The organism is Microbispora sp. H10885 (genome assembly GCF_014161415.1).
Lineage (GTDB): Bacteria > Actinomycetota > Actinomycetes > Streptosporangiales > Streptosporangiaceae > Microbispora > Microbispora triticiradicis.
This window is the reverse complement of sequence record NZ_JABBWY010000001.1, coordinates 682848-708720: the sequence shown is the minus strand read 5'-3', so window position 1 is coordinate 708720 and position 25873 is coordinate 682848. Positions and strand designations below refer to the sequence as shown.

Here is a 25873-nt window from a genome sequence, read left to right as displayed (position 1 = left end):
AATTAAGGCTTTGCTGCCCATGAGGGAGTGCTCCAGACTGAATCACGGGAAAAGCGGACAACGGGGGTCTCACCCACGCGATCGACGCCGCGTCCCGTGATCAGGGAACGCACACCACTGGGGCGTCGCGAAGGGCGGTCCTCACCGCTCACCACCACAGGGCAGGAGGAAGCCGCCTCGGGACACAGTTTGGAAACCACTCCGAAATGTGTCAAGCCCCGCAAGAAAGTTTCAGAGCGACGCTCTCGCCGTCACGGGCGGCGCCCGCTGATAACGCCTGATGAGGCGCACACCCGCCTGCCACCCTCCCGCAGGCGAGCGGCGCCCGTCCTTGACGCCTCCTCTTCGTCTCGTATTGGCTCCGATCTGCCACCACCACCGTCTGACAGAGAAGGAACCGCGACAGGGAAAGCGTGTGAGCGCTAACAGCCGAACCGGGTCCGTCACCCGGCGGCCGGCGCGGGGCGGTCCGGGGGACAGACACCACGTCCCTGGAGCCGCCCTCCCGGACAGTCACCGATGAGGAGGTTCACGACCGCAGAGACGAACGTCCAGGACGCTCGCCTTCGTCGCGTCGTGCCGGCACCGGCGCAGCCGCGGGTCGTCCGCCCCTTCTCGGCGGCGTCCGGTTTTCCCTCGCCGCACCCGCCCGCATCACACAAAAGCCTTGAAACCCGACGAAAAGGATCTTAATCTCGATCCGGTCGACACAGGCTTTCTGTGCCGTCTCACGGGACAGCCGCTCAGGCCCTCGTGCACCTGGTGTCATGCATCGGAGGTACGGTGACACCGCACTCGACCCCGGCGATCGAGCACATCTCCGCCGGGTACGACCCTGACCCGGCACTGTCGATGTCGTTGCACGCCGACGCGTACACGGATCCGAAGTGGTTCGGCGTCGACCAGAGGGCGATCTTCGCTCGCACCTGGCAGTGGCTGTGCCACGTGGAGAAGCTGCGGGAGCCCGGCAGCTACGTGACCGGCACGGTGGCGGGCATGCCGATCGTCGCCGTACGGGACGAGGCCGGCACGCTGCGGGCGTTCTACAACGTGTGCAAACACCGGGCGCACGAGCTGCTGTCCGGCTCCGGCGTCCGGCGCAGCATCGTGTGCCCGTACCACGCCTGGAACTTCGACCTGACCGGCCGGCTGAGACGGGCGCGCAACACCGGCGGCATGCCGGGCTTCGACGCCTCCGCCGTGTGCCTGGACCAGGTCGGGATCACCGAGTTCGGCGGCATGGTCTACGTCAACCTCGACCCCGAGGCGGCCCCTCTGGCGGAGCAGGCCGGGAACCTCGAAGCGGAGATCGAGACGTGGGCGCCGGACGTGGCCAAGCTGACCCTCGCCCGCCGGCTCACCTACGACATCGCCTCCAACTGGAAGAACGTCGTCGACAACTTCCTGGAGTGCTACCACTGCCACGTGGCCCACAAGGACTTCGTCTCCCTGGTGGACATGAGCACCTACAAGGTCACCACCTACGGGATCTACTCCAGCCACATGGCCCAGGCCGGCAAGACGGAGAACTCCGCGTACGACGTGTCGGACGCGACGGTCACCGAGCACGCGGTCTGGTGGCTGTGGCCCAACACCTGCCTGCTGCGCTACCCCGGCCGCGGGAACTTCATGGTCCTGCAGATCATCCCCGACGGCCCGGACCGCACGCGCGAGATCTGGGACTTCTACCTGGAGACCGCGGAGCCGAACGAGGCCGAACGGGACAGCATCCGGTACATCGACGAGGTGCTCCAGGTGGAGGACATCGCCCTGGTGGAGAGCGTCCAGCGCGGGATGCGCACCCCCGCGTTCACCCAGGGGAAGATCGTCTTCGACCCCGAAGGGTCCGGGTTGTCGGAGCACGCGGTCCATCACTTCCACGGCCTCGTCCTCGACGCGTACCGACGCGAACTCGGACGAGACCACTCGTGACGAGGTGACACGGTCACGGTGAGCGTCTCCACGTTCGCCCAGGTCCCCCGCCCCACCGGCTGAACCGGGCCTCATGCCGGATAGGCGTGCGTCTCCGTGGCCTTGACGGCGGCCCAGACCTCCTGGCCGGGGACGAGGTCCAGGTCGGCCGCGGCGGACGGCGTGACGTCGGCGGCGAGCGGGATCGGGCCGTCGAGGTGGACGCGGACGTTGTCGCCGTGCCGCTCGATGCCGTCGATCACGGCCTTCCACAGGTTCCGGGGGCTGCCGTCGGGGCGGGTCCGGTAGAGGGCGACGGCGGACGGCGGAAAGGCGACGAAGGCCGGGCCCTTCAGGCGTTCGGCGCTGCTCAGGCGGACGTCGCCCACGGTGACGTGGGTCCCGTCGGCCTCTCCGCGGTAGAGGTTGAGGCCGACGAGGCGGGCCACGTAGTCCGTACGCGGACGGCGGGCGATCTCGGCGGGGACGCCGGTCTGCACGACGGCACCGTTCTCGACGACCACGAGCCGGTCCGCCAGGACCATCGCGTCGAGCGGGTCGTGGGTGACCAGGATCGTCGCGCCGTCGAAACCGGCCAGGTGACGGCGCAGCTCCGACCGGATCTCCAGCCGGGTGTGCGCGTCGAGCGCCGCCAGCGGCTCGTCCAGCAGCAACAGGCGGGGCCGTACGGCAAGGGCGCGGGCGAGGGCGACCCGCTGCGCCTGGCCCCCGGACAGGCGCCCGGGGCGGACGCCGGCGAAGTCGGCCAGGCCGACGCGCTCCAGCAGCCCGGCGGCGATCCGGCGGGCGGCGGCCCTCCCGACGCCCTGGCACCGCGGCCCGAAGGCGACGTTGTCCAGGGCCGTCAGGTGCGGGAACAGCAGGTAGTCCTGGAAGACGACGCCGATCCGGCGGTGTTCCGGCGGCAGGTGGTGCACCTCGGCGCCGTCCAGCACGATGCGCCCGCCGCTCAGCGGCGTGAGCCCGGCGAGCCCGCGCAGCGCGGTGGTCTTGCCCGCGCCGTTGGGACCGAGCAGGGCCACCACCTCACCGTCCGGCACGTCGAGTTCGGCGTCGAGGCGGAAGGCGGGGCGTTCTACGACCAGGTGGGCCCGCAGACTCATGCCGATCCCACCCAGCGGTCGCGCAGCGCGGCCAGCACGATCACCGAGACCGCGAGCAGCACCAGGCTGAGCACGATGGCGGCGTCCGGATCGGTCTCCAGGGCCAGATAGACGGCCAGCGGCATGGTCTGCGTACGGCCAGGGAAGTTCCCGGCGAAGGTGATGGTCGCGCCGAACTCGCCGAGCGCCCGGGCCCAGCACAGTACGGCTCCGGCCATGACGCCGGGGGCGATCATGGGCAGGGTCACCCGGCGGAAGACCGTCCAGCGTGAGGCGCCGAGGGTGGCGGCGGCCTCCTCGTACCGCTGGTCGGCGGCGCGCAGCGCCCCCTCCACGGCGATGACGAGGAACGGCATCGCCACGAACGCCTCCGCGAGGACGACCCCCGTGGTGGTGAAGGGCAGGGAGACGCCGAAGGCGTCGTACAGCCAGCGCCCGGCGAGGCCGCGCCTGCCGAGCACCAGCAGCAGCGCGACGCCGCCGACGACCGGCGGCAGGACGAGCGGCACGGTGACCAGCGCGCGCAGCAGCCGCCTGCCCGGCAGGTCCGTACGGGCGAGCAGCCAGGCCAGCGGCACGCCGAGCAGCAGGCAGATCACGGTCGCGACGGTCGCGGTCACCAGGGACAGCCGCAGGGCCTCGATCACCCGCGGTTCGGCCAGCCGCTGGGGCAGGGCCGGCCACGGAGCGCGCACCAGGAGCCCGGCCAGCGGCAGCACCAGGAAGGCCAGCCCCGCGAGCGCGGGCACGAGCAGCGCCCACGGCATGCGCCCCCGCGCTCGTACGGGCCCGGTCACGGCGCCTGGAAACCGGCCTTGGTCAGCACGTCCCTGCCCTGCCGCGACAGCACGAGATCGACGAACCCCTTGGCCAGGTCGGACGCGGGCGCGGTGCCGAGCGCCGCGATCGGATAGTCGTTGACCGCCTGGGCGGCTTCGGGGAAGTCGATGCCCGTGACCTTCCCGGCGGACGCGATCACGTCGGTGCGGTAGACGAGCGCCGCGTCGACCTCGCCGAACTCGACCTTGGTGAGCGTCGCCTTGACGTCCTGCTCCAGGGTGACGGGGGTGACCTTGAGGCCGGCCGCGTCCAGCGCCCTGACCGCCGCGGCGCCGCAGGGCACCTGCTCGGCGCACAGGGCGACCTTGACCTTCGGGTCGGTCAGGTCCTTGAGCGACTCGACCTTCGCCGGGTTGTCCGCGGGCACCGCGATCTGGAGCGTGTTCCTGGCGAACACCGCAGGCGCGGAGGCGGTCGGCCCCGCGTCGGTGACCGTCTTCATGGTGGCCGGGCTGGCGGCGGCGAAGACGTCGGCCGGGGCGCCCTGGGTGATCTGCTGGGCCAGCGTCGCGCTGGAGCCGAAGTTGAAGGTGACCTTCGTGCCGGCGTGGGCGCTCTCGAACCGCCTGCCCAGCTCGGTGAACGTCCCGGTCAGGGACGCCGCGGCGAACACGGTGAGCGACCTGCCTTCCCCCGACGCGGCGGGGGCCGCCGGGCCGGTGGAGGAGCCGCACGCCGCCAGGCAGGACACCGAGGCGAGGACGGCGGCCAGGGAGAGACGCATGAGCACGACCGGCTCCTTCTAGTGACTCGCGACGCGCGCGTTGTCCGGGATCTCGACGACGACGTTGGTGGACTTGACGACGGCCACCGCCATCACCCCCGGCTCCAGCCCGAGCTCGTCGGCCGCCCGCCGGCTCATCAGGGAGACCACCCGGAACGGCCCGGCGGCGATCTCCACCTGGGCCATCACGGAGTCTCTGATCACCTCGGTCACGATCCCGCGCAGGCGGTTGCGCGCCGAGGAGACCCCGGTGCGCTCGTCCTCCTCGGTCTGCGCCCTCGCGAACGCGGCGAGGTCGGTGCCGGCGATGACGCGGTGGTCGTGCTCGTCGCGGTGCGCGGGCAGCCGGCCGCCGTCGACGAGACGCCGTACGGTGTCGGCGCTCACGCCGAGCACCGCGGCGGCTTCGCTGATCCGGAACATCGTCACAGACGACACCCTACGCCGCAGTTGCGGATCACAGAGACTCAGTAGGGTTGCAATATCGACCTCATTTATGGGTCTGTATCTCGCATCTGCGAGGCTCGTTCAGAGCTGCGGCGCGATCCGGTCGACGCACCAGTAGAGGCTCACCGCCACGATGGGGACCGACATGGCGGCCGTCACCCAGCGAGCGGCGGAGGTGCGGCGCAGCAGCGCCAGCAGCGGGAAGAGCACGGCGATGATCAGGAGCTGGGTCACCTCGATCCCGGCGTTGAAGCAGAGCAGCGACAGGAGCAGCCCCCACGATCCCTTCTCCTCGATGTCCAGCGCGCTCGCGAAGCCCAGTCCGTGCACCAGGCCGAAGGCGAAGACGATCGGCAGCCGCCATCCGCCCAGTCCGTCCTCGTCGCGGCCCAGAAGGTTGGCGACGGCCACGACGATGATCGACACCGCGATGATCGGCTCGACGATCTCCGCGGGCACGTCCACGATCCCGAGCGCCGCCATGAGGAACGTGATGCTGTGGGCGGCCGTGAAGGCGGAGGCCGCGACGACGACGTCGCGCGGGCGGCGGGCGCCGATGATCAGGGCGAGCAGGAAGAAGACGTGGTCGAGGCCGGACAGCAGATGCTCGGCGCCGAGCAGGAAGAACTCCCCGGCCTGGTGCGAGGCCCGGTGCTCGCCGACGCGCAGCGTCGGATTCCCCGCGGTCAGCACCGCGGAGCCGGTCGTGCCGTCGAGCGTGTACCGGACGATCGTCTGCGTGCTGTGCACGAAGCTCTCGGCGTCGGGGAAGAGCGCGCTGGAGACGGTGTGCCCGCCCCCGCCGTCTCCCGCGCAGCGGTAGGCGAGGGTCACCACCGCGAAGGCCACCCCGTCGCGGTCGCGCACGTCCGCGTCGCCCACGGAGGTGGGTGCGCACGGCGCGTCGCCGTACGCCACGGCGAATCGGCGCGTGACGTAGTCGGCCACCGCGGCGTGGTTCTTCCTGAGCTGGCGGAGTTGCTCGGCCCGTTCCTTCGCGTCGTACGCCTCGGCGTACAGCCAGGCCGACTTCATGAGGAGGTCGTACTCCAGGTCGAGCACGACTCTGACGTCCGCGCCCGTTCCGGTCACCGTGGCGTGCGCCTTCGTGGTCACGTCGTGCGCCGACGCCGGGGCGGCGGACACCATCAGGCCGCCGAGCAGGCCGCCGAGGAAAAAGGCGAAAGCGAGGACGGCGGCGGACAGCCGGCGCCTGCGGGACATGTCTCGTTCTCCAGGATTCGAGCGGTTGAAGGGGAAAGGCCGCCCCGGGCGCTCCGCCGTGAGGCGGTGCCCGGGGCGGTGGTCACGGATTACTCAGCTCTTCTCGTGCTGGAACCAGTGGTAGAGGGGCGAGTCCGGTCCCCACTTACCGGGGCGGCCGTGCTCGTCCTTGGTGACGAGGACGCTCGGCTCGGAGGCGGTCACGCCGCCGCCGGTGGAGCGTGCGGTGACGAACCAGGCGTACGCCGTGTCGCCCTTGAGGCGGTCCCAGGTCACCGAGGCGACCTGACCCGACGCGACCGTGCTCGTGCCGATGACCCGGGTGGGCTTGTAGATCGCCAGCGAGTCGGTGGTGAAGCTCGTCGTACGGGTGGTGAGGTCGACCGGGAGCACCATGTTGTCCTCGCGCCCGTCGTAACGGCGCAGCGGGTCGAACTCGCCCGCGCCGAAGTCGTTCAGCAGCGGCGAGTAGGTGTCCACGGTCAGCTCCGCCCGCTTGACGTCGAACTGCAGCAGCCGGAAGAAGCTCGCGCCGAACTGGAGCTGGTCGTCCGGGTTGTACCCGCCGACCTGCGTGAGCCCGAGGCGGTCGGCCGAGACCGTGTAGAACTGGTAGTCGGCCAGCAGCTCGACGACGCCGTTGCCGACCTGGCCCACCTTCGGCTTCACGTTCGTCCCCACGCCGTGCTCGTGCCCGGCGAGGATGAGGAAGACGTTCGGGTTCTTCTCGACCACCGTCTTGTAGAGCATCGAGCCGTCGGGCGCCGAGAATCCCGCGCCGCGTCCGTCCGGGTTGGTGCTGGGCACGAGGTAGTCGTGCGAGAGCAGGATGCCGTTGCGGCCGGGGAACCGCTTGAAGACGGAGTCGGCCCACTCGGCCTCCTCCCGCGTGACGCCGTACGACAGGCCGACCACGACGAAGTCCAGCCCGCCCGCGGAGAACAGGTCGTAGTGGTTCTGGTTGTCGCCCTCCTTCCACGGCCCGCCGTACTCCGCGTGCTGCCAGCCCTGCGCCGCCGTCCGGTAGCGGCCGGGGCCGTAGTACTTGTTGTAGATCGCCTCCGGCCCGTTCTCGGTGCCCGACTGGTTGTCGTGGTTGCCGGCGATCACGCCGTTGGGGATGCCCGCGTCGTCCAGCACCTTCTGCTGCTTGGACGACACCTCCAGCTCGCCGGCGACCTGCCGCTGCGTGGCCTCGTCGGCGGGCTTGCGGATGTTGTTCTCGATGATGTCGCCGGTGTGCGCGACGTAGGAGATCTTCCGCTCGTCCCTGTTGCCCTTGATCCAGTTGACGATCCCGGCGTACGCGGACTCCCACACCGCGCGTTCCTCGGCGGTCTCCTGCTCCACCGCGCCCTCCGACAGGTACTGCGTGTCGGTGAAGTGGACGATCGAGAAGTCGTACGTGGAGGGGTCGGCGAAGCCGTTCGGGTCGCCCGGGTCGATGTCGTCGGTGAACGGGTCCTCACCCGTCACCATCACGTGGACCCGCTGGCCGTCGACGTACTCGTCGCCGACGACGGCGCTGAGCGTGGTCCGGCCCTCGGCGGCGCCGCGTGCGCTCGTCAGCAGATCCCACGCCCGGGTCCCGGTGTTCCAGGCCCGCAGCGACACCAGGCGCTCGGGGTCGATGACGCCCTCCCAGCGCAGGACCGGGGTGTCCACGTGGCCCTTCACCTGGATGTCGTACCGCTGGTAGGTGAGGTTCCGTCCGGCGGGCGCGTCGAGCGTGGCGCCGTCGGCGGGCTCCAGGCCCGCGGCCTTGACCTTCTTCTCACCCGGCACCTGCAAGGTTGTCGGGACGGCGTCGGCGACGCCCTGGTAGGCCTGGTTCGGGGTCAGGATGTCGGCTTCGGAGAACGTCGCCCTGACCCGGCCGCCGCCGGGCTCGGCCACCTTCGCCGAGAGCGTGACGGTGCCCGGCACGTCGGCGGTCCCGGACGCCGGGGTGAGCTCGGCGGGCACGTCCGGGATGCCCGCGGACTCGAACGCGATCTCACGGGTGGCGGTGTTGCCGAGCGAGTCGGCGCCGGTCACGGCGAGAGTGTGCCTGCCGGGCGGCAGACCGGGGCCCACCCGGGTGCCCAGCGCGATCGGCCGGCCGTCGAGCGTGACATCCGGCCCGGACACCACACCGGAGGCGTCCTCCAGCGTGACGTCCAGCACGACGGAGGCGGTGATCTTCTTGCCCGCGGCGGGGACGCTCGTCGCGACCTCGGGCGCCGTGTTGTCGGTGACCAGTGTGCGGGTGGCCTTCTCGCCCGTGGTCGAGATCGCGGCGAGCGCGTGCCTGCCGTCCTTGATCGCGGTGGTGTCGAGGTCCGCGCGCAGACCGGCGGCGGGCGCGTCCACGAGGAACTCGAGGTCGATCTCGGTCAGCAGGTTCACGTTGTCGCCGCAGTTGCCGTCACCCATGCTGTAGGAGCTCTTGAGCATCTGGCCGCTCGCCGTGCCCCGCACCGGGGTGAGGGCGATGTTCGAGATCGCGAAGTCGTCGCGGTTGGCGCCGCACGACGTCGGAAAGGTGCCGGCCACGAAGTCGATCGTGTTCCAGCCGGGCACGAGGTACTCGTTGGGGAAGGTGAAGTCGACGCGCCGGCTCACGAAGTCGCCGTCGAGCACGACCTTCTGCCCGTTGACGAGCACGTAGTTCTGATAGCGCGCCTCGATCGAGTTGGTGCCCACGGTGAAGCTGAGCTTCGCCTCTCCCGAGCCGAGCGTCTGGACGACACGCACACCCGGCGCGTCGATCGTGTAGTGCAGTTCGACCTCCCGGAGGGCGCTCTGGCCGCTGCCGCAGGTGCCGTCGCCCATGTCGTAGGACGGCTCGATGTCGTGACCCTTCACGGTGGCGCCGTCGAGGGCGAGGTCGAGGTTCGCGATGGCGAAGTCGTCGCGGTCGACGCCGCAGGACGCCTTCCAGTCGCCGGTCACGACCTTGATCGTGTTGTCTCCGGGCACCAGGAACCGGGCCGGGACCGCGACGGTGACGCGCCGGCCGGCCCAGGAACCGCCCAGGTCGACGCGCTTGCCGTTGACGAGCAGGAAGTCGTCGTACTTGTCCTCGATCCCGTCCGCGCCCACGTCGAAGCCGAACATCGCCGCGCCGTTGCCCAGCGTGGCCTTGGCGGCGGGTTCGGCGCCGTCGACGGTGAGGGACGAGACGCCGCCCGCGCCCGCGGCGGGCACGGTCGCGGACACCGGCGTGGTGCCCGACACCAGCGTGCCGTCCGTGGGCAGCAGCCGGGGCGCCCCGGCCGGGGCGTTGTTCACGGTCACGGCGTTCTTGACGGTGGCCCCGGACGCGGTCGTGGCGGTGATGGCGTGCTCGCCGTTGGCCAGGGTCGTGGTGTCCAGGTCCGCCGCCAGACCGGTCGTCCCCTGCGGGTCGCCCTTGACGAAGAACTTCAGCGCGGCCTGCTTGAGCAGCGCGGTGTTAGATCCGCAGTTGCCGTCGCCGAAGGACAGGGTGTACGGGTTGTCCTCCCCGTCCGCGACCTCGCCGAGCAGTTCGAGGCCCACGTCGGACAGGACGAAGTCGTCGTAGTTGACGCCGCACGAGCTCTGGACGGTCCCGGCGAAGATCTCGATGGTGTTCTCGCCCTTGACGAGGTGTTCGTTCGGGATCTCGATGGTCGCCCGCTCGTTCACGAGATCGCCGATGTCGGTCCGGTACGCGCCGTTGACGAGCACGTAGTTGTGGTACCGCGCCTCCGTCGAGTTCGAGCCGACGTCGAAACGGAGCCGGGACACGCCCACCGTACGGGTGGCGTTCAGGGCGTCGCCGTCGACGGCGAGTCCGGTCACGCTGTCACCGGCCGCGGCCGGGACCGCCGCGACCTTGACCAGGCCTTCGAGGTACGAACCACCGGCGGGGCTGAGCGTCGGCGGGGTGGGGGAACCGGTCGGCGCCGGGCTGGGACGTCCGCTGCCCGCTTTCGCGGGGTCGGGGTCGGCGTGCGCCGTGGTCACGACGGCGCCGGCGAGCAGCGTCGCGACCGTGGCGATCACGGCGGCCACGGCGAGACGCCCTCGCCGCCGCACGCCTCCCAGCAGCTTTCTCGCTGCCACTGGCTGCATCTGGTGCAGTCCTTCCATCACGTTCGATAAGACGCCGATAAAAAAACGGCGTGGTCTTCGAGCGGTCACAGTGGATTTCGCGAGTGAACGAAGTGCGTGAAGAGACTGAAGTGAAGACGAACTATCGCCTCATTCTGGTCATATGTCACGAATCGGGAACAAGTGCATCACATTGCCCGTAATCCGGCGAAGAGCGGCCACTCAGTCGAACTCCGGGCGTTCACCCGTGGCCCGCCGTCGCTCTCCGTACGCCGGTCAGGCTCGATCACGACATAGGAACAGTGCCGCGCGCGGGGCCTCCGGGCCGCTGACAGACGGAGCCGGGCGCTCTAAGATCGCCGCCCATACCCGGGCGTCGCGCGATCGGCGCCGTCCGGGCGACTGGAAAGGCGGGCGATTCCTTGACTCCCGACATATGGCCGGCGCCGACCGCGGAAGACCTGCCTTCACTGCCCCTCGAATCCCTGCTGACCAGGGAGTACGAAACGAACCCGGCACGCGTGCACGAACGTCTGCGCGCCGCGTACGGCCCGGTCGCCCCGATCGAGCTGCACGGTGTGCCGGTGTGGTTCGCCTTCGGGTACGACGAAGTGCGATACATCATGCAGAACCCGGACGAGCTCTGGAGTAAGCACGTCGGCAACTGGCGGGCGTTCGCCGAGGGCCGGATTCCCGCCGACTGGCCGCTGGTCCCCCTCCTGTCGGCCGACAACTCGGGCTTCTACGACGGAGACCGGCACCGCGGCCTCCGGGGCGCGTGGATCGCGGGCCTGCGGGAGTTCCAGGACCCCGGCGGAGAGCACACCCAGAAGTTGGAACGCGCCATGACGAGGTACTGCGACGACCTCATCGAAGTCATGACGGAGGGCACGCCCACCGGTTGGGCGGATCTGGCGGCCCAGTACGGGCGGCCGCTGCCCCTCATGGTCGCCAACCACCTCCTCGGCGTCACCCTCGAACGCGGCGAAGAAATGATCATGGATCAGTGGCGCCTGCTGGACGGCCCCGACGCCGCCGGCGCCTACCAGCGCCTGAACGCCGCCCTCCTGGAACTGGCGACGGTCAAACGCCACCAGCCCGGCCACGACCTGCCCTCCGCCATGTTCGCGGCCGATCCCGCGCTCACCCCCGAGGAGGTGGCTCGCGAGCTGTTCATGCTGTCCGGCTTCCTCGACTTCACCGGCAGCCTGATCTGCAACGTCCTCCTCGAGGCCGTCGGCAACCCGGACCTGCGGACGTCGGTGTCGTCGGGGCAGATCGAGGAGCTGGTCAACCGCGTCGCCCTGCTCAACCCCGCGCTGGCCAACCTGACCTTCCGCTACGCCAGGGCGAGCGTGAAGCTCGGGCGCTTCACGATCGCCGCCGGAGACCCGGTCATGCTGTCCATCTCGGGCGCGCACGCCGATCCCCTGTTCGCCTCCGCCCTGAACCGGAACACCGTACGCAGCACCCGGGCCCATCTCGCCTGGGGCGCCGGCCCGCACAGGTGCCCAAGCCAGCGGCTCGCCACCCAGATGTGCACGATCGCCGTACGCCGGCTGCTCGACCGGTTCTCGGTGCTCACGCCGGCGATCCCGCCCCACCAGCTGCCCTGGCGGCCCTCCCCGTTCATCCGCGCGCTGCGCTCCCTGCCCGTGCGGTTCGAGGTCAACCCCAACGCCGTGCCCATGTCCCGTCCCGGTCCGGCGACCGCCGCCCAGGAGCCGCCGCCGGAGGAGACGAACGCCGGCGGATGGCGGCCGTCCTCCCGTTCCGGCTTCTGGACGTTCCTCCGGAAGCTGCGCCGCGGCCAGTGAGTCACCGGCCCGCGGGGCCGTCCCCGGCGGGCAGGGAGGTCGCGCTCCGCGCCTGTTGCGGCAGCAGGAGCCGGGGCTCGCGCGGCACCGGTTCCGGCGCCGTACGGGGCAGGCTGATGGTGAAGGTGGCTCCGGCTCCCGGCAGCCCGTCCACCTTCATCGTGCCACCGTGCGCGTCCACCACCTCGCTCACGAGAGCCAGGCCGATGCCGAGACCTCCGCTGTGGGGCGCGCCGGTGTGCCGGGCGAACAATCGCTCGCCGTCGCGCGGATCCAGGCCCACCCCGTCGTCCCGAACGCTGAGCTGGACCAGATCGGGCCCCGAGCAGATCGTCACCCAGATGTGCCCGCCCGTGGAGGTGTGCCGGAGCGCGTTGTCCAGGAGCGCGGAGATCACCCGGCGGAGCGCGGACTGCGCTCCGCGCACGACGTGGTCGCCCGGCCCCCGCCGCACGTCGATCGTCACCCCGCGCTGCCCGGCGCGGGCCGCCTCGGCCCCGGCCGACTCCTCGGCCAGCGCGGCCAGATCGACCGGCCCGGACGGCCGGTGCTGCCTGAGCTGGCTCGACAGCAGCAGGTCCTCGATCACCTCGCCGAGCTGACCGATGCCCGTGACCAGCCGGTCGAGGTCGCCCGCGACGAGGCCGGGATCGGGTTCCCGGCCCAGGCGCCGCGCGGCGAGCTGGGCGCGGACGTGCAGGCGGGCCAGCGGACTGCGCAGCTCGTGGCTGACGTCGGCGGTGAACCGGCGCTGCCGGTCGAGGGCGTCGCCAAGCGGCGCGATCGCCCGGCGGGCGAGCACCTGGCCGATCAGCAGCGCCGCCAGCAGGGACGCGACCTCGGCGGCGCCGAGGACCCGCAGCAGCCGCTGCCGCTCGGCGGTCTGGTAACGCAGGTCCTGCACCGCCTGCACCGGCACGTCGCCGCGGAGCTGGGTGTGGACCAGCAGGTCACGCCCGGCGAGGCGCACGAGGCCGGTCCGCGTCCTCCCGTCGGCGGCGACCGCGTCCAGCGTCGCGCGGATCGGCAGGATCGACGGCGCCCCGGGGGAGCTCCGCATGGTGCCGCCGCGCAGTTCGAACAGCCAGACGCAGGGCGGAGGCTGGGCGAGCGGGGCCACCTGCGCCGCGACGGCGAGGTCCCGCCGGGCGCCGACGTCCTGCCCGTGCGCCACCGCCCAGTAGACCACCGCGCCCATCACCGCCGTCACCAGGCAGAACACGCCCGCGATCTGCAGGGTGATCCGGCGGCGGGCCCGGATCAGCAGGCGCCGCTCCGGGTCGAAGGGCCGCCGGGGCGTCACAGCTCGCCCAGGCGGTATCCGACGCCGCGCACGGTGCGTACGACGCCCGGGCCCAGCTTGTTGCGCAGGTAGTAGACGTAGGTGTCGACGATCGACTCGGTGCTGGCGCCGTCGAAGACGCGCTGCCGAAGCGAGGAGCGCGTGTGCACCTGCCGGGGGCGGGCCGCCAGCGCGTGGAGCAGCCAGTACTCCCGGCCGGACAGCGTCACCTGTTCGCCGGACGGCAGCCGTACGGTGCAGGACCCGGAGTCGAGCCAGCCGGCGCCGAGCGGCAGCAGCGTGGCCTGGTCGAGGTTCCTGCGGTGCAGGGCGCGGACCCTCGCCAGCAGTTCGTCGATCTCGAACGGCTTGACCAGGTAGTCCTCGGCCCCGGCGTCGAGCCCGGTCACCCGGTCGGCGACGGCGCCGAAGCCGGTGAGCATCAGCACCGGCACGGTGACCGCCCGGCGGCGCAGCCGTCTCAGCAGATCGAGCCCGTCGACCACGGGGAGCCCGCGATCGATGATCATCACGTCGTAGCCGCGGCTCAGTCCCAGATGCAGGCCCCGCTGCCCCTCCAGTGCCAGGTCGACCGTGTATCCCTGGTCACGGAACACGTCGGCCAGCATGTCTCCCAGCTCGCGGTCGTCCTCCACGAGCAGCAGGCGACGGGAGCGCGGTTCGGATGTCCCCGATATCCGTGCCACTGGAATACCGTGGCACCAATATCGCGAAATATCCAGACTTTGGGACGTCGCTCCGGCTCCCGCCCCCGCCGTTCTGCGTTTTCTCCGGATTTTCCCTGGCCGCCTCCCGAGCGGAACGTGAAAGTAGCTGAAACCGTTTTCTCAGGCGGCCGCCCGTTCGCGCCCGGCCAGGCTCTCCGCGTCCGCCGCCTCCGCCCGCTCGATGCGTTCCGGCAGCGCCAGTTTGTACAGCGGCAGGGCGCTCGCCGTGGTGAGCACGGCCACGAGGACGAGCATCGCGAAGAGCTCCTGCGTGATCATTCCCTGGGCCAGGCCGATGTTGATGAAGATGAGGATCATCAGCCCGCGGGCGTTCATCATCGAGCCCACGGCCCAGGACTCGCGCCAGCCGAAGCCCAGCCCTCTCGTCGCGAGGGAGCAGCCGAAGTACTTCCCGCAGAAGGCCGCGGCCAGGATCAGCGCGAACGCCAGGAGCGCGGAGCCTCCGGCGATGCCCGCGAGATGGGTGTTCAGCCCCGAGAACGCGAAGAAGACGGGGAGCAGCAGGGTCGAGACGACGTCCATCATCCGGCCGTGCAGGGCGGCGCGGAACGCCGGCTGGCGCGGCATGGCCAGCCCGGCGATGAAGCCGCCGAACACCGAGTAGACGCCGATCGCGTCGGTGATGTACCCGGCGGTGAGGGGCACCAGGACGACCACGTAGACGGCGCCGGCGCCGAACCGCCCGGTGCGGGCGACCTGGCGGCCCAGGGGGCGCAGCAGCCGGGCGACCACCAGGAGCATCACCGCCGCGAACACCGCCGTCAGGCCGATCGTGCGCAGCGTGTCGGACGGGCCGCCGCCCAGATGTACCGCCGACAGAGCCGCGAGCAGGCACCACGCCACGGCGTCGTCGATGGAGGCGGCCAGCAGGGTGAGACGGCCGACACGCGTGTTCTGCAGCCCGCGCTCGTACAGGATCCGCGCGAGCATGGGGAACGCGGTGAGCGACAGCGCTCCCCCGAGGAACAGGGCGAACTCCCACCGGCCGACGTCGGGGCGGGAGAGCCGGTCCCACAGGAGGAGCCCGGCGCCGAGGCCGAGGACCATCGGGGAGCCGATTCCCGACGCCGCGAGCACGCTCGCCTTGCGCAGCTCGCCCGGCGCCCGGGCGTCGTGGTCGATCCCGGCTCCGACGAGGAACATGTACAACGTCAGGCCGATGGTGCTGAGCACGTACAGGATCGGCCTGACGTCGGCGGAGAACAACGCCGCCTGGGCGTCGGGAAACAGCGCGCCGAACAGCGTCGGCCCGAGCAGGACGCCGGCGACCATCTCGCCGACGACGCGCGGCTGCATGACCATGGTGGCCAGCCGGCCGCACACCGCCGCGGCAAGCAGGATGACGGCCAGGGCCGGCAGCACCTTGAGAGCGAGTGCGAGGTTGGGGTCGGAGGCGGGTGCGGCCGCCAGGGGAAGGGCCGGAACGAGCATGACACGCTCCTCAGCTCATGAACGGATGGCGTCGCCGGAGAGATCGGCGAAGTGGCGCTCGCACAGTCGCAGCCTGCGCGCGTCCCAGACCATGTACGTGCCGAGGACGAGCTGCACGAGGCTGCGCCAGAGGTTCTCCCAGTCGTCCCTGAACCGCATGAACAGCAGCGTCATGCGGTGTCCGGGCCCGCGCGGGGTCCCCAGGGGGGTGAGGAGGCAGGGTCCGCGGTTGGGCAGGGACCGGGTGTGGGCGGCGGTGGAGTCGAGCCGGTACGCCCCGAGGATCTCCCGCACCGCGACCCGCATCATCAGGGGGGCGAGCCGCCAGGCCGGGCAGGGACGGTTCGCCGGCATACCGAACGGGATGTGGTTGAGCTCCCGGACCGGGGTGTGCCCGGGGGCGAAGCGCCCGGGATCGAAACGCTCCGGGTCGGGGAACCCGGCGCGGTGGAAGGAGGGGTAGTCGAAGCACAGCACCGAGCCGGCCGGTATCGCCGCCCCCTCCCCGAGGGGGATCTCACCGGTGGTTATGCGGTGCGCGATGCCGAAGAGCGGGTAGAGCCGCAGCGTCTCCGAGATCACCTGGTCGAGGTAGCGGTCGTCGCCGCCACGCGCCCTGTCCTGGACCTCCGGATGCTGCGCGAGGGCCATCAGCACGTGTGCCGTGGCCTCCGACATCTGCACCACGGCGGTGTTGAAGAAGGCGCCCTGGAGGTAGAGCGCCCGCTCCCGGTCCGTCAGGCCGGGTGGGAGTTCCCGCCTCACGTCGTCCCGCAGCCTGGGCAGCGACTCGACGAGATACGCGGTCAGCCGGTCGCGCCGGTCCATGTGCCGCAGGCCGCAGCACTTCAGGGAGGTCACGACGTCGTCCGCGTTGCCGACGATCAGGTCGCGGGCGTACGGCGGGCACTCCTCGCCGAAGACGAGCTCGTAGGAGAACTCGGCCCACGCCGGCATCGTCAGGTCACGCAGCCGGACCACGCCGCGTCTCTCCCGGCCCTGCCCATCTCGCAGCGCACGAGTCACGCAGCGGCGGGTGAGCTCCTCCGCCCGCGCCCGCGGCACGGACAGGATCCGGCGGGTGGCCAGGGCGACCGCGTCGTAGCGCTCTCCCTCCTCCAGGTGCTCCTGGTGCATCTCGGGTCCCGGCGACAGCCAGTACCAGAACAGGTCCGACAGGGCGGCGCCCCTGCTGCGGCCGGAGGCCGCCGGGTGGGAGTAGACCTCCCTGAACCGATCGACGCCGACGAGATCTCCGGGGACCGGGATGCTCTCGTCGCCGTTGATCCGGGTGAAGACCCACCCGCGCAGGGCGACAACTCGCCCGGGGAGCCACCGGGGCAGGCTGACCACGACGAGGGCCGCGGCCGCCCATCCCGCCGTCGCCCACATCCCGCTCAGCACGGCCGCACCAGGTCGGGCCCGAGGTCCCGTACGGAGGCGACGCCGCACAGGGCGAGCGCGTGCTCGATCTCGTCGCGGAGCAGCCCGAGCACGCGGGCCGCGCCGCGCTCGCCGTCCGCCGCGAGGCCCCAGATCACCGGACGGCCCACCGCGACGGCGGACGCGCCCAGCGCCAGCGCCTTCACCACGTCGGTGCCGCGCCGGATCCCGCCGTCCACCAGCACGGGTACGGCGCCGCCGACGGCGGCGGTGATCGCCGGCAGCAGGTCGACGGCCGCCGGGACGGTGTCGAGCTGCCGTCCGCCGTGGTTCGACACGTACAACGCCGACACGCCGTGGTCCAGGGCGAGGCACGCGTCGGCGGGATGGGTGACGCCCTTGAGCACGATCGGCAGCCGCGTCATCCGCCGCAGCCGGTCGACGTGCTCCCAGCCGACCTCCGGCGACATGACGATGGGCCGCACCCGGTCGCCGTCGCGCAGGTTCTCGCAGCACATGCCGTCGGGCAGGTCGTCGAAGCCGTTGCGGGCGTCCCGATCCCGCCGCCCCCGGGCGGGGGAGTCGACGGTGACCACCAAAGCCGCGCAGCCGGCCGCCTCGGCCCGCCGGACGATGGCCTCGGTGAAGTCCATGTCCGGCTGCAGGTAGAGCTGGAACCACAGGGTGACGCCCGACGCGGCGGACGCGACGTCCTCGACGGCCATGGTCGAGGCCATGCTCACGATCATGACGGTGCCCGCGGTGGCCGCCGCGCGGGCCGTGGCCCGCTCGCCCTCGGGGTCGGCCAGCCGGTGGAACGCCGTCGGCGCCACCAGCACGGGCATCGCCAGGGAGCTGCCGAGCAGGGTGATCCCGGTCCGGGGGCTCCCCGCGCCGCGCAGCACGCGCGGCAGCAGCGCGAGCCGGGCGAACGCCGTCTCGTTGGCCCGCAGGGTGATCTCCTCGCCGGCCCCGCCCGCGAAGTAGTCGTAGTGGGCGGGGGCGAGGCGGTCGCGGGCCGCCGCCTCGTACTCCCCGATGGTCGGCAGCACGGTCGTCACACCGAGACCGGAAGGCTGTGGTGCTGGAAGAAGTCCCGCAGTGGGTTGAGATGCACCTGCTCGGACGTCCAGTCGTTCTCCAGGTTCTCGGTGACGTGGTGGACGGCCTCCACCACGCCGTTCCGGAAGCGGCGCACGACGGGGTGGAGGTAGTGGCCCTCGTGCGCGCGCTCCGCGTCGCTCTGGGTGATCCGCCCCACCGAGATGTCGAAGGGGTCGACCTGGTCGTGGCCGGGGCCGTACTCCAGCGTCACGGCGAAGTGGCCCTGGTCGCCGACCGGCGGGCCCTGCAGGTCGAGCGGCACCTCCTCCAGATAACGCGCGCCGCCGCGGCCGTCGGGGACGATGACGTCGGCCAGCACCCCGAACTGCTGCCACAGCGCCGAGCTGCGGTTGACCCGTTCGAGCACGGCCGCCGCGAGCGCGCCGGGGTCGCCGGACAGCTCGCGGCCCGGCCACTCGACGCCGTGGTACCGCGCCTCCAGGGCTCGGTGCAGGGCGCGTACGCCGTACCGGAACCCGTGGATGAACCCGCTGGTCCCCCGCTTGAAGTCGCGCGACTGGGTGATGGTCCCGGCGAAGTGGAGATCGGGCACGTTGACCGACTCGTACGCCGGGGTCAGCGCCGGGAACCTGTCCTTGATCGCCAGCTCGGGACGGCACTCGGGCGCGAAGATCGAGGAGTCGAACCGGAATCCGGTGCAGACGATCACCCGGTCGTACGGGATGTCCTTGGTGATCTCGTCGGCCCGGACGAAGGCCACGGTCACCAGGTAGGAGCCGTCGGCCCGGCGCTCGATGCGCCGGATGTCGCCGTCCAGCACGGCGTTCTGCAACTTGAGCTGGTAGGTGTCGAGGAAGTTGTTGTTGTACGCGCGCAGGTGCCCGACGAAGTGGGTCTTCCAGGCCAGCTTGACCGATTGCGGCCCGGCCACGTGGATGACCGCGGCGGTCTCGATGAGGTTGTCGGCGGTCTCGAAGGCCGAGTTGGCCTTGCCGATGATCAGCACCCGCTTGTTCGTGAAGTCGGCGGGGTCGACGGAGACGGCGCCGTACTGCTCGGCGGTCTCGATGCCGGGGATCGGCGGGACGTTGGGCTGCGTGACCCCCGTCGCGACGATCACCCGCCGGGCCGTGAACGTCCGGCCGCTCTCGTCGGTCACCCTGAACGGGCCGCCGGCGTCGGGGCGCGCGACCTCGGCGACCCGCGCGTCGTACGTGATGTTCGGCTCCTGCGTGGCGGCGAAGTCCTCCAGGTAGCGGACCATGTCGTCGGCGTCGGGGAAGTAGCGGTCGCTGTACTGGGTGAACAGGAGCCGGGGGTCGTCGGACAGCAGCGAGTTCCAGTCCATCCGGAGGTTGAGCTCCGGGTCCTCCCAACCGGTGTACTTCTTGTTGATGGAGATGAGCGTCCGGTGGCGGGGAAAGGTCCGGAAGAACGCGCCCGGCGCGGGCGTCGCCTCCAGGATCCGGTAGCTCCGCCCCGCCCGGTGCAGGAAGTGGCCCATCTGCAGGCCCGCCGGTCCGGCGCCGATCACCAGGTAGTCAAGGATCTTTTCCGGCACTGCCGCCTCCCTCGCTGGGGTGGTTGAAGTTTCACCAGTGTTGGCGGGTGATTCTCAGAAAACTCTCAGAGCGCGGACGGCGGGTGCCGTTCCAGCAGGGCGCGCTTGTCTGGTTTGCCGCTCGCCGCGACCGGCACTCCGGGCACCGTCGTGATCGTCCGGGGCACGCTGTCCGCGCCGAGCTCGGCGCGGACCAGGTCGGCCAGGGCCGCGGAGTCCGGCGTGCGGCCGGGCACGGGGACGACGAACGCGTGGACGGCCTCCCCCGTCCGCTCGTCCGGCGCGCCGGTCACGTACGCCTCGGCCACGTCCGGGTGCCCGGCCAGCACCCGCTCGATGGGACCGGCGTAGACGACGATCGCGTTGACCATGACGACGTCCCTGGTCCGGCCGGCCAGGTAGAGCAGGCCCGCGTCGTCGAGGCGGCCGAGGTCGCGGGTGCGCAGCCAGCCGTCCCGCAGCACGTCGCGGGTCTCCTCCGGCTGTCCCCAGTAGCCCGTCATCAGGAAGGGGCTGCGCACGTGGACCTCACCGGTGCGTCCCGTCACGACCGGGCGGCCCTCCTCGTCGCGCACGCTGATCTCGACGCTGGGGTGGGCACGGCCGACGGAGGCCGGCGCGCGGGTGAGGTCGCCGGGGTTGAGGATGGTGATCATCCCGGCCTCGGTCGCGCCGTACGCCTGGTAGACGACGGGACCGAGCCGGTCCGCCGCCTCACGCATCCGGTGGGGGCTGATGGGCGACCCGGAGACCATCAGCATGCGCAGGCTGCCGACGTCGACCCGCTCCTCGCGGAGCAGGTCGAGCATCTGGCACAGCCGGGGCGCGGTCACGATGGCGCTGGTGATGCGGTGGCGCTCGACCGCGTACGGGAACAGCGGCCGGCCGTCGTCCTCCGGGATGACCACGGTGCCGCCGCCGAGCAGGCACGGCCCCAGGAACTCCAGCATCACCAGGCTGGCCAGGGTGCCGAACAGCAGGTGCCGCCCGAACCGGTCGGTGAAGCCGGGCTCGACCGACGACCAGACGCGCGGCCAGGACCAGTGCGCGGCGAGAGCGCGGTAGGTGAGCACGCAGCCCTTCGGCTCTCCGGTGCTGCCGCTGGTGAAGGTCAGCAGGGCCACGTCGTCCGGCCGCGCCGTGACCTCGGGTATCGGACCGCCGCCCGTTCCGGCCGCGGTGAGGATGTCGACGGCGGCGGGCACGCCCTCGACGGGACCGAGTGACAGCACCGTCGCCGGCCCGGCGGCGTCGAGCACCTCCGGGGTCGCGGACTCCGGGTCGACGACCACCGCGTCGACGCCCGTCCCGAGGACGTGCGCGAGCTGACGGGGCGTGTATCCGGGCTTCACGCTCACGACGCGGCAGCCCAGCACGTGCGCGGCGATCTGGGCGGCGAACGCCTCCGGCGTGACCCCCGTCCGTACGGCGACGCCCCGGCCGGGCCCGAGACCGGCCTCCCGCATCGCCACGGCCAGGTGCCCGATCAGGCCCAGCAGCTCGCCCCGGGAGACGGCCCTGCCCCCGTGTTCGAAGGCCGGGCTGCCGGGCGCGCTTTGCAGCGCGTCCAGGAGCACCTGCGGAAACGCCACGGCATCGGCCTCGGCGGGCAGGGGAGATGCGGCGGGCGCGGTGGGCGCGGCGGGATCGTGCACGTCCAGCTCCTTCGTCTCGCGGGCGCCGGACCGCGGCGACGACGCCGTCGGCCGCGGCGCGGGTGCCGGTGTGCCACCGGCACCCGCCGACGGTAGGAGGCGCACATCAGAGCCGCATCAGAGCCAGGGCCGTTCCCGGAAATCGGGGTGCGGCGAGGCACCCGGTCTTGCCACGATCGGCGCATGCGACACTGGCCGCTCTTCGCACTCAAGGTGACGACCCCCCGGCTGGAGCTACGGCTGCCCACCCTGGACGACCTCGACGCGCTCGCCGACCGCGCGGCGGAGGGCGTCCACGAGCCCGGGGGGATGCCGTTCGGGGTGCCGTGGACGGACGCCCCGCCGCACGAGCGCGCCCGCTCGACGGTCCAGATGCATTTCCGGCAGTGGGGCACCTGGTCCCCCGACGATTGGCACTGCTCCTTCGTCGTCGCCTGGGAGGGCCGGATCGTCGGCACGCAGGAGATGGCCGGCCGCGACTTCGCGTACACCCGGGAGATCTCCACCGGCTCCTGGCTGGGCCTGCGCTTCCAGGGCAAGGGCATCGGCACCGAGATGCGCGCCGCCGTCCTGCACCTCGCGTTCGCCGGGCTCGGGGCGCGCCACGCGGTGTCGTCCGCCTTCACCGACAACCCACGGTCGCTCGCCGTGTCGCGCAGGCTCGGCTACCGGGACGACGGCATCGAGGTGCACCGGCGCCGGGACGAGGCGGCTCAGCAACAGCGCGTGCGGCTGGCCCGCGAGGACTGGACGGCCCCGGACGGGTTCGCGATCCACGGTCTCGAACCCTGCCTGCCCCTGTTCGGACTCGCCGAAGGCCGCCCCCCGCACGCCTAGCCGTACTGCCCCGTGCGCTCATGCGTGCGGGGCGAGCTCTTCGGACGAGTGGCGTCTCCTCGGCGTCAGGCCAGGCGCGGCGGGAACCCGCCGGTGGCCACCGGGCCCCAGGAGATCGGGGTGACCCGCAGCAGCGACTTGCCCTGCCGGATCATCGCCGCGCGATACTCCTCCCAGTCGGGGTGCTCGCCCGAGATCGAGCGGTAGTACTCCACCAGCGGCTCAAGGGCGTCGGGCAGGTCGAGCACCTCGGCGGCGCCGTCCACCTGCACCCACGGTCCGTCGAAGTCGTCCGACAGCACGACCACGCTGACGCGGGGGTCGCGGCGGGCGTTGCGGGCCTTGGCCCGCTCGGGGTACGTCGACACGACGATGCGCCCCTCGGGGTCGACGCCGCAGGACACCGGGGACGCCTGCGGCCCGCCGCCGCTTCTCGTCGTGATCAGGATGGCCTTGTGGCGGTCACGGACGAAGTCGAGCAGTTGTTCACGGGAGACGGTCTCGGCGGTCGCGATCCTGGGACTCATGACGCAACTCTAATAACCGGCCCCCGCCGCGACGTGACCTGCCGGGGCCGGGCTCGCCGCGTCGAGGCGGGGCACGCGGGTCACCGCCTGCCGGACCCGGAGTCGCCGGCCCGCGCGATCGCACGCGGCCTCTCTCCAGCAGGCCCTAGACGGCCGGCCTCCTGTTCACCCAGGCCGCGACCTGGACGCGGGACCGGAACCCCAGCTTTTCGAGGATGTGCTCGATGTGGCCCTCGGCGGTGCGCTGCGAGATGACCAGCCTGCCGGCGATGTCCTTGTTGCTCAGCCCTTCGGCCACCAACCGCGCGATCTCGGTCTCCCTGCGGGTCAACGGCGCGATCTTCCCGGGTGCGTGGGCGGCGGGCGGTCTGTCCGCCAGGGCGTACGCGACCGCCTCGTCCGAGGGCATGGCCGCGCCCCGGGCGAGCGCGGCCCGGAAGGCGGCCTCGCCGAGTTCCGTACGGGTCGCCGCCACGCACGCGTCGTGGAATCGGTGCAGGTAGCCGAACTCCCCCATTCGCGACCCGGCGGCCGCCCAGACGGCATCGGCGGCGCCCAGCAGCCGGGCCGCCCGCTCGTGGTCGCGCGCTCCCGCCGCGAACCAGGCATGGGCCTCCAGGTTCACGCCCAGGCCGAGCCGGTCGTCCAGCAGGGCGCTGTGCCGCAGGCTCTCGTCGCCGTGCTCCACGGCCGCCCGCGCGTCCCCGCGGCGCCAGGCGGAGATCGACAGCGCGAGCAGCGCGTACGCCCGGTGCCGGCCCTCGCCGTACAGGTCGCACAGGGCCACGCACTCCTCGGCGAGGCCGCGGGCCTCCGGACGGCCGAGGGACGCGTTCGCCAGGGCGAGCCGGCTGAGGGCGAGCGCGAGACCGACGGGGTCGCCGACGGCGCGGTGGGCCCGCGCGGCCTCCTCGTACCACCGCATGCCGGCCCACAGGTCACCCCCGCGGACGGCGGTCATGCCGGTGAGGAACGCGACGTGGCCGTGGATCCCCCGCAGGCCGAGCCGCGCGGCGATCGCCCCGGCCTCCGCCAGCCGCACGGCCGCGGTGGAGTGGTCTCCGCCGAGCAGGGAGATCCAGGCCCCCGCCCACAGGCCGTGGGCGCGCACCTCACCCGGATCCGTCTGGGCGGCCAGGCCCCGGCCGAACCAGCCCGCCCCCTCCGACAGGTGGCGGCCGCTCCAGTGGTACAGCAGCTCCGCGATCATCGTCAGGGCCGTCCCGGCCTCTCCCGGCTCGCGCAGCGACCAGTCCAGCGCCGTACGCAGGTCGGCGTGCTCGCGCTGGAGGCGCCCGGTCCAGGACCGCTGCGCGGCGCCGGACGGCTCCGCCCAGGCCCGCGAGGTGATCTTCCGGTAGTAGTCGCGGTGCCGCCGGCGCAGCGCCGCCTCCTCGCCGGTCTCGGCCAGCAGCGCACGGCCGAACGCCCGGACCGTGTCGTGGAGGTGGTAGCGGACCACCCCGTCGCGCTCCCGCCGGAGCAGGACCGCCGCGTCGGCCAGACCGGCGACCAGCGCGGGCACGTGCTCCCGGGCGACGCCGTCCCCGGCGCACACGTGCTCGGCCGCCTCCAGGTCCACGCCGCCGCCGAAGACGGAGACCCGCCGCCACAGCAGCCGTTCGCCGGGCGTGCACAGGTCGTGGCTCCACTCGAACAGCACCCGCAGCGCGCACCGATGCCGCGACCTGGCGTCCAGCCCCTCCAGCACCTGCCGCACCGACAGGTCGCGCAGCCGTGCGGCGGCCATCTCGATCGCGAGCGGCAGCCCGCCGAGGCGGCGGCAGATCCCCGCCACCTCGCACCCGGCCGTCTTGAACCCTGCCGTCCCGAACCCCGGCACGACGGCGGCGGCGCGATCCGCGAACAGCCGCACCGCGTCCGGCTCCGGGAGCGGCGCGAGCTCGACCACCCGCTCGCCCGGAAGACCGAGCGGCCGCCTGCCGGTGACCAGGACCCGAAGCTCGGGAAGCGCGCGGACCAGCGTGTCCACGAACGGCGCGCACCCGGGGAGAAGGTGCTCGCAGCCGTCCAGCACGACCAGGGCCGGCCCGCCGCGCAGCCGGTCGATCACCGCCTCCAGGGGCGGCCCGGCCGAGTGGCCCGCGACCGGCAGGGCATCGCCCACGGCGTGCACCAGCAGCGCGGGGTCCTCCAGTGCGGCGAGCTCGGCCACCCGGACGCCGCCGGGGAAGCTCCCGCGCGCCTTCTCGGCCACCCGCAGGGCGAGGCGGGTCTTGCCGACGCCGCCCACGCCCACCACGGTGACCACGCCCGCGGTCCCCAGCAGACGCCCGATCCCGGCCAGCTCGGGACCGCGCCCGACGAAGCCCGCGCCTCCCGGTCCCTCAGCGGTCATGACGCCCATGCCGCCCCCGTCGTCCGTACGCCAGTGGCCTCTACCAGCGTACTTTCGCCGGCGCGGCCGTCGCTCAGGCGGAGCCCATGCGCCGCAGGATCTGCTCGCGCCTGACCTGCAGGTCGTCGATCAGCGCCTCCTGCTGTTCGACGTTGGTCAGCAGGGTGGCCCGCTCCGCCATGTCGGTGGGCGCGTCCCAGCTCTGCCCGATCTCCTCGCGCATCTGCACGCTGTCCCGGCGCATGCGCTCGATCTGCGCGTCCAGCTCCTCAAGCTCCTTCTTGAGCTCCGGATCACCCATGCCACACCGTCCCGCTTCCGTCACTCGCGCTCGTCGTTCCGTTCGCCCACCCCATTTCCACGCGGAGGAGAACTATTCGAGGACGGAGCCGCCGAGGTACTCGGTCGTACCGCTCTCCCGCGCCCGCGCCGCGGCGGTCAGCCGGGCCAGCAGGTACGCCGGGAGGAGAGGAGCGGCCTGCTCGGCGGTGAAGAAGCCGTAGTCCTCCAGCTCCTCCTCCTGGAGCACCATGCCGGTGCCGTCCTCCACGACCCCGCAGTCGAACAGGAAGTGGACCAGCGGAATAGGCCGGTCGTCGAGCGGCGGCACCCAGTGGACGACGAGCAGGTGGCCCACCGGCAGGACGAGGCCCAGCTCCTCGGCCAGCTCCCGGTGGCAGGCCGCCTCGGGCGACTCGCCCTCGTCGACGTGCCCGCCCGGCCAGCCCCAGTGGTCGCGGTAGCCCGGCTTGACGAGCAGGACCCGGCCCGAGGGATCGGTGACGAACCCGGCCGCCGCGGCGGCCACCTTGAACAGGCCGGCGTAGAAGGCCTCCGCCGGTATCACCGCAGTTCCGATCGCATGTCCCTGAGCCTAG

Annotated in this window: 20 protein-coding genes; 3 read left to right on the top strand and 17 right to left on the bottom strand. The window is 72.1% G+C overall.

The features are described 5' to 3' along the window. Nucleotides 1-783: 783 nt before the first annotated feature. On the top strand, nt 784-1932 hold the full coding sequence (locus HHX37_RS03110; protein ID WP_310740248.1) for a ring-hydroxylating oxygenase subunit alpha: 1149 nt from the start codon (nt 784-786) through the stop codon (nt 1930-1932). Between the two features lie 71 nt (nt 1933-2003). On the opposite strand, the gene HHX37_RS03105 is transcribed toward HHX37_RS03110, so the two are convergent. From HHX37_RS03105 to HHX37_RS03080, 6 genes are all read right to left on the bottom strand, one after another. Continuing rightward, on the bottom strand, nt 2004-3035 hold the full coding sequence (locus HHX37_RS03105; protein ID WP_182884424.1) for an ABC transporter ATP-binding protein: 1032 nt from the start codon (nt 3033-3035) through the stop codon (nt 2004-2006). Next, nucleotides 3032-3802, bottom strand: a complete 771-nt coding sequence (gene modB, locus HHX37_RS03100) for a molybdate ABC transporter permease subunit (RefSeq protein ID WP_111700395.1) — start codon at nt 3800-3802, stop codon at nt 3032-3034. The genes HHX37_RS03105 and modB overlap by 4 nt, the downstream gene beginning before the upstream one ends. Before the next feature lie 26 nt (nt 3803-3828). After that, the gene (gene modA / locus HHX37_RS03095; RefSeq protein WP_182884673.1) at nt 3829-4599 is read right to left on the bottom strand and encodes a molybdate ABC transporter substrate-binding protein; all 771 of its coding nucleotides are present in this window, start codon (nt 4597-4599) and stop codon (nt 3829-3831) included. A gap of 18 nt (nt 4600-4617) precedes the next feature. Further along, nucleotides 4618-5028 (bottom strand): TOBE domain-containing protein, encoded by a 411-nt coding sequence (locus HHX37_RS03090; RefSeq protein ID WP_111700393.1) that lies wholly within the window; start codon nt 5026-5028, stop codon nt 4618-4620. 99 nt (nt 5029-5127) lie between these two features. Beyond that, nucleotides 5128-6270: a HupE/UreJ family protein gene (locus HHX37_RS03085; RefSeq protein ID WP_182884423.1), complete on the bottom strand. Its 1143-nt coding sequence runs from the start codon at nt 6268-6270 to the stop codon at nt 5128-5130. Between the two features lie 93 nt (nt 6271-6363). Next, on the bottom strand, nt 6364-10350 hold the full coding sequence (locus HHX37_RS03080; protein WP_182884422.1) for a metallophosphoesterase: 3987 nt from the start codon (nt 10348-10350) through the stop codon (nt 6364-6366). 500 nt (nt 10351-10850) lie between these two features. Between HHX37_RS03080 and HHX37_RS37515 the strand changes: the two genes are divergently transcribed. Then, nucleotides 10851-12146, top strand: a complete 1296-nt coding sequence (locus HHX37_RS37515; RefSeq protein ID WP_182884421.1) for a cytochrome P450 — start codon at nt 10851-10853, stop codon at nt 12144-12146. A gap of 1 nt (nt 12147) precedes the next feature. On the opposite strand, the gene HHX37_RS03070 is transcribed toward HHX37_RS37515, so the two are convergent. The 7 genes from HHX37_RS03070 to HHX37_RS03040 all read right to left on the bottom strand — a co-directional run bounded on the left by HHX37_RS03070 (nt 12148) and on the right by HHX37_RS03040 (nt 21272). Next, nucleotides 12148-13449 carry a sensor histidine kinase gene (locus HHX37_RS03070; protein ID WP_220501365.1) on the bottom strand — a complete coding sequence of 434 codons (1302 nt, stop codon included), beginning with the start codon at nt 13447-13449 and terminating at the stop codon, nt 12148-12150. Beyond that, nucleotides 13446-14135, bottom strand: coding sequence for a response regulator transcription factor (locus HHX37_RS03065; protein WP_220499373.1), 690 nt, complete (start codon nt 14133-14135; stop codon nt 13446-13448). Before HHX37_RS03065 ends, HHX37_RS03070 begins: the two co-directional genes overlap by 4 nt. 141 nt (nt 14136-14276) lie before the next feature. Further along, nucleotides 14277-15608: a cation:proton antiporter gene (locus HHX37_RS03060; RefSeq protein WP_182884420.1), complete on the bottom strand. Its 1332-nt coding sequence runs from the start codon at nt 15606-15608 to the stop codon at nt 14277-14279. Nucleotides 15609-15623: 15 nt separating this feature from the next. Further along, complete coding sequence (locus HHX37_RS03055) at nt 15624-17012, bottom strand: cytochrome P450 (RefSeq protein WP_220502546.1); 1389 nt, start codon at nt 17010-17012, stop codon at nt 15624-15626. Then, nucleotides 17006-18052, bottom strand: coding sequence for an alpha-hydroxy acid oxidase (locus tag HHX37_RS03050; protein ID WP_208758792.1), 1047 nt, complete (start codon nt 18050-18052; stop codon nt 17006-17008). The genes HHX37_RS03055 and HHX37_RS03050 overlap by 7 nt, the downstream gene beginning before the upstream one ends. Further along, a complete protein-coding gene (locus tag HHX37_RS03045) occupies nt 18049-19617 on the bottom strand; it encodes an NAD(P)-binding domain-containing protein (RefSeq protein WP_182884419.1) in 1569 nt (522 codons plus the stop codon). Before HHX37_RS03045 ends, HHX37_RS03050 begins: the two co-directional genes overlap by 4 nt. A gap of 65 nt (nt 19618-19682) precedes the next feature. Beyond that, nucleotides 19683-21272 carry a class I adenylate-forming enzyme family protein gene (locus tag HHX37_RS03040; RefSeq protein ID WP_220502545.1) on the bottom strand — a complete coding sequence of 530 codons (1590 nt, stop codon included), beginning with the start codon at nt 21270-21272 and terminating at the stop codon, nt 19683-19685. A 183-nt stretch (nt 21273-21455) separates the two neighbouring features. Here HHX37_RS03040 and HHX37_RS03035 point away from each other — a divergent pair, with 183 nt between their 5' ends. Then, on the top strand, nt 21456-22109 hold the full coding sequence (locus HHX37_RS03035) for a GNAT family N-acetyltransferase (protein ID WP_182884418.1): 654 nt from the start codon (nt 21456-21458) through the stop codon (nt 22107-22109). A gap of 65 nt (nt 22110-22174) precedes the next feature. On the opposite strand, the gene HHX37_RS03030 is transcribed toward HHX37_RS03035, so the two are convergent. The 4 genes from HHX37_RS03030 to HHX37_RS03015 all read right to left on the bottom strand — a co-directional run bounded on the left by HHX37_RS03030 (nt 22175) and on the right by HHX37_RS03015 (nt 25842). Then, nucleotides 22175-22636, bottom strand: coding sequence for a PPOX class F420-dependent oxidoreductase (locus HHX37_RS03030; protein ID WP_111700386.1), 462 nt, complete (start codon nt 22634-22636; stop codon nt 22175-22177). 145 nt (nt 22637-22781) lie between these two features. Then, on the bottom strand, nt 22782-24995 hold the full coding sequence (locus HHX37_RS03025) for an ATP-binding protein (protein WP_182884417.1): 2214 nt from the start codon (nt 24993-24995) through the stop codon (nt 22782-22784). 73 nt (nt 24996-25068) lie between these two features. Continuing rightward, nucleotides 25069-25296 carry a hypothetical protein gene (locus HHX37_RS03020; protein ID WP_182872970.1) on the bottom strand — a complete coding sequence of 76 codons (228 nt, stop codon included), beginning with the start codon at nt 25294-25296 and terminating at the stop codon, nt 25069-25071. Between the two features lie 72 nt (nt 25297-25368). Beyond that, entirely contained in the window at nt 25369-25842 is a 474-nt protein-coding gene (locus HHX37_RS03015) for an NUDIX hydrolase (protein ID WP_310740247.1), read from the bottom strand. Between the last annotated feature and the right edge of the window lie 31 nt (nt 25843-25873).